The organism is Nonomuraea sp. NPDC050451 (genome assembly GCF_044458585.1).
In genome coordinates this window covers 1-3,244 of sequence record NZ_JBITHZ010000102.1, presented here as the reverse complement: position 1 = coordinate 3,244, position 3,244 = coordinate 1, and the positions used below count along the sequence as shown (strand labels likewise).

At 68.1% G+C, this 3,244-nt stretch carries 3 protein-coding genes; all 3 read left to right on the top strand.

Annotated elements, in window-relative coordinates; translation table 11 throughout:
• The first annotated feature begins 384 nt into the window (after positions 1-384).
• Genes ACIBI9_RS67775 through ACIBI9_RS67765 form a run of 3 tightly spaced genes read left to right on the top strand, consistent with a single transcriptional unit; the run spans position 385 to position 3,122 of the window.
• Complete coding sequence (locus ACIBI9_RS67775) at positions 385-828, top strand: hypothetical protein (protein ID WP_397239656.1); 444 nt, start codon at positions 385-387, stop codon at positions 826-828.
• Between the two features lie 50 nt (positions 829-878).
• Positions 879-2,273: a DDE-type integrase/transposase/recombinase gene (locus ACIBI9_RS67770; RefSeq protein ID WP_397239654.1), complete on the top strand. Its 1,395-nt coding sequence runs from the start codon at positions 879-881 to the stop codon at positions 2,271-2,273.
• 30 nt (positions 2,274-2,303) lie between these two features.
• A complete protein-coding gene (locus ACIBI9_RS67765; protein WP_397239652.1) occupies positions 2,304-3,122 on the top strand; it encodes an ExeA family protein in 819 nt (272 codons plus the stop codon).
• The last annotated feature ends 122 nt before the right edge of the window (positions 3,123-3,244 follow it).

The window sequence follows — 3,244 nt, the reverse complement described above, 5'->3', positions numbered from 1 at the left end:
TGTAGAACGACACTCCGTTTGAGCACGTAGATGACGTGCGGCGACATGGCCGTTGTCCATGATCTTGAGTGTGATTGAGTCAATCGTCGCTGTTCATGCCCGGCGACATCGTGAGCACGAAGACGAAGAACGGCCCTCCCCGGATGGACTTGCCCAGCCGCCGGAGAGAACCGTCCCTCATGCAGAGATCACACTGCGGTGCTCACGGTAGGGACCTGTCCGGCACGGGTCGAGTCTGAGCTGGTCTCGGGCGTGTTGAGGTGCCCGGGGTGTGCAGGTGAGTTGCGGCCGTGGAGTCACGGGGCGCGGCGGGTGCTGCGCAGGTTGGCGTGCGGCGCGCGGCTGATTGTGCGGCATCGGCGGGCGCGGTGCCGTGCGTGCCTGGTGACGCACGTGCTGTTGCCGGCGAATCTGCTGTTGCGCCGGGCCGATGAGGTCACGGTCATCGGGCAGGTGCTGGGCCGGGCCGCGGCGGGCGAGGGTTATGGGCGGATCGCGGCCTGGGTGGGTCGATCGGTGTGGTCGGTGCGGGCGTGGGTGCGCCGGGCCCGCAACCGGGCCGGGCAGTTGCGTTCGGCGTTGGCTGAGTGGATCGTCGCGCTGGATCCCGACCCGCCCGCGCTGGCACCGGCCGCCTCGGCGTGGGGTGAGGCGGTGGTGGTGCTGGCGGCGATGCACCGCGCCATGCTGAAGCGGTGGCCGGAGTTGGTGGACAGGGTGCCGGTCTGGGAGTTGGCCGCGGTGGCGACGAACGGGAGTCTGCTGGCTCCGGCGCTGACCGTCCGGATGATCAACACGAGCGTGCCTCTAGTGACGTTTGGTGATTGATCGGACCCTTGAGGTGACTGTGTGTCGTCATCTCGAAGGGGGACGAAACGGTGACACCACAAGAGGCCGCAGCGCGTCGGCAGGCCGAGCAGGCCCGTCAGCTCGCGCTGTTCCGTTACCGGCTGATCCAGGAAACGGTCAGCCGGGAGCTGTCCACACGCCAGCGCGGGAAACTGGTGCGGCAGATCGCCGCGCGAACCCACGAAGGAGTTGATGGCAAGCCCGTTCGTGTCTCGCGAAAGAGCCTGGATCGGTGGATCCACGCCTGGCAGCGCGGCGGGTTCGAGGCGCTGCTGCCCTCACCACGACAGACCAGCCCGCGCAGCAACGCCGATGCGCTCGCCCTGGCGGTGGCGTTGAAGAAGGAGAACCCGCTGCGCACCGCGGTGCAGGTGCGGCAGATCATGCTCCGCCACGGCGTGCCAGCGCCGAGCGAGCGCACCATCCAGCGGCATTTCGCCCGGCTGGAACTGTCGCTCGACCTGCATGCCGACGGGCCGGTCTTCTCCCGGTTCGAGGCCGGCCGGCCCAACGAACTATGGGTCGGCGACGCCCTGCACGGCCCCCGGATCGGGAAGGAGCGGCGGCGGGCCATCTTGTTCTGCTTCATCGATGACAACAGCCGGGCGGTGATGGCAGGCCGGTTCGGTTTCGCCGAGGATGTCGTGCGTTTGGCGGTGGCGTTGCGTCCGGCGCTGGCCTGCCGCGGCCTGCCGCAGGCCGTCTATGTCGACAACGGCTCGGCGTTCGTCGACTCCTGGCTGCTGCGGGCCTGTGCATCCCTGGGGATCAAACTCGTCCATTCCACCCCGAACCGGCCCGAAGGGCGCGGGAAGATCGAGCGCTTCTTCAGAACCGTCCGGGACCAGTTCCTGGTGGAGTTCGACGGCGCCCACCCCAAGACCGTCGACGGGCTGGGCGAGTTGAACCGGCTGTTCAACTCCTGGGTGGAGACCATCTATCACCTCCGCGAGCATTCCGAGACCGGCATGCCGCCCCTGACCCGCTGGCGTGGCGGCCTGCCACCAGCCCTGGCCCTGCCGTCGGCGGCGGCGCTGGCTGAGGCCTTCCTCTGGGAAGAACGCCGCACCGTCGACAAGACCGCGCTGATCAGCCTGCTCGGCAACTACTACCAGGTCGACCCGGTGCTGCGCCGCAAACGCGTCCAGGTGCTGTTCGACCCCTTCAACCTGGAGGAGGTCGAGATCCGGCATGCCGGGCGCAGCTACGGCACCAGCCCGGTTTTCCGCCGAGTCCGGCACGCCCACCCCAAGGCGCGTCCCGAGACCGGCGGCCACACTCCACCCGAACCCACCGGGATCGACTACCTGGGCCTGCTCGATGAGACCCGCACCCGCCACCTGCAGGGCAGCGTCAACTACACCGCTCTGCTCGGAGCCACCGGACCAAGCAGCAGCCCGGACGCCCAGCCCGACATCGCCTGATGAGAAATTCACGAGGAATCACGAGAACCCATGATGCACGAGACGTTGATCAAGCACTTCGCGCTCAAAGGCATGCCGTTCCGGCGTGACCTGGACCCTGCCGCCCTGCATCGCCATGACGACCACGCCCAAGCCTGCGCCCGCATCGCCTGGACCATCGCCGACAAGGCCATCGGCGTGCTCACCGGCGAGGTCGGCGTCGGCAAGACGGTGGCCATCCGCGCCACCCTCGCCGGCCTCGATCCCACCAGGCACACCATCATCTACATCGCCAACCCGGCGGTCGGCACCCGCGGCATCTGCCACCACATCGTGGTCAGCCTCGGCGGGCGCCCGCACCTACACCGCGCCATCCTCATCCCCCAAGCCGCCGACGCGCTGGCCACCGAACAAGCCGAACGCGCCAGAACCCCCGTCGTCATCATCGATGAGGCGCATCTGTTGGAACATGACCAGCTGGAATCCATCCGGATGCTCACCAACCACGACCTCGACAGCCGCTCTCCCGGGGCGATCTTGCTGGTCGGCCAGCCCACCCTGCGCCGCCAGATCAAACTCGGCGTGCTCACCGCACTCGACCAGCGCATCGGCGTCCGCTGGCACATGACCGGCATGACCGAGGCCGAGACCGCCGGCTACATCACCCACCACCTCGCCCAGCAAGGCCGCTCCGAGCCGCTGTTCAGCGAGGACGCCATCGCGCTCATCCACGAATCGGCCCGCGGACGCCCTCGCAGCGTCAACAACCTGGCCACCGCAGCCCTGGTCGCCGGCTTCGCCACCGGCAAGAAGATCGTGGACGAGTCCGCAGCCCGCGCCGCCGTCAGCGAGGTCATCGCGACAGAATGACCATCAAGCCGACACCCCGACCACGACGACCCCGTCCGGCACCAGCCTGGCGGGGTCTTCCTTGTCGTCCATATAGACAGCGCGAATGTCGCCTACGTGGACACCTTCAGCGTCGTCCTACA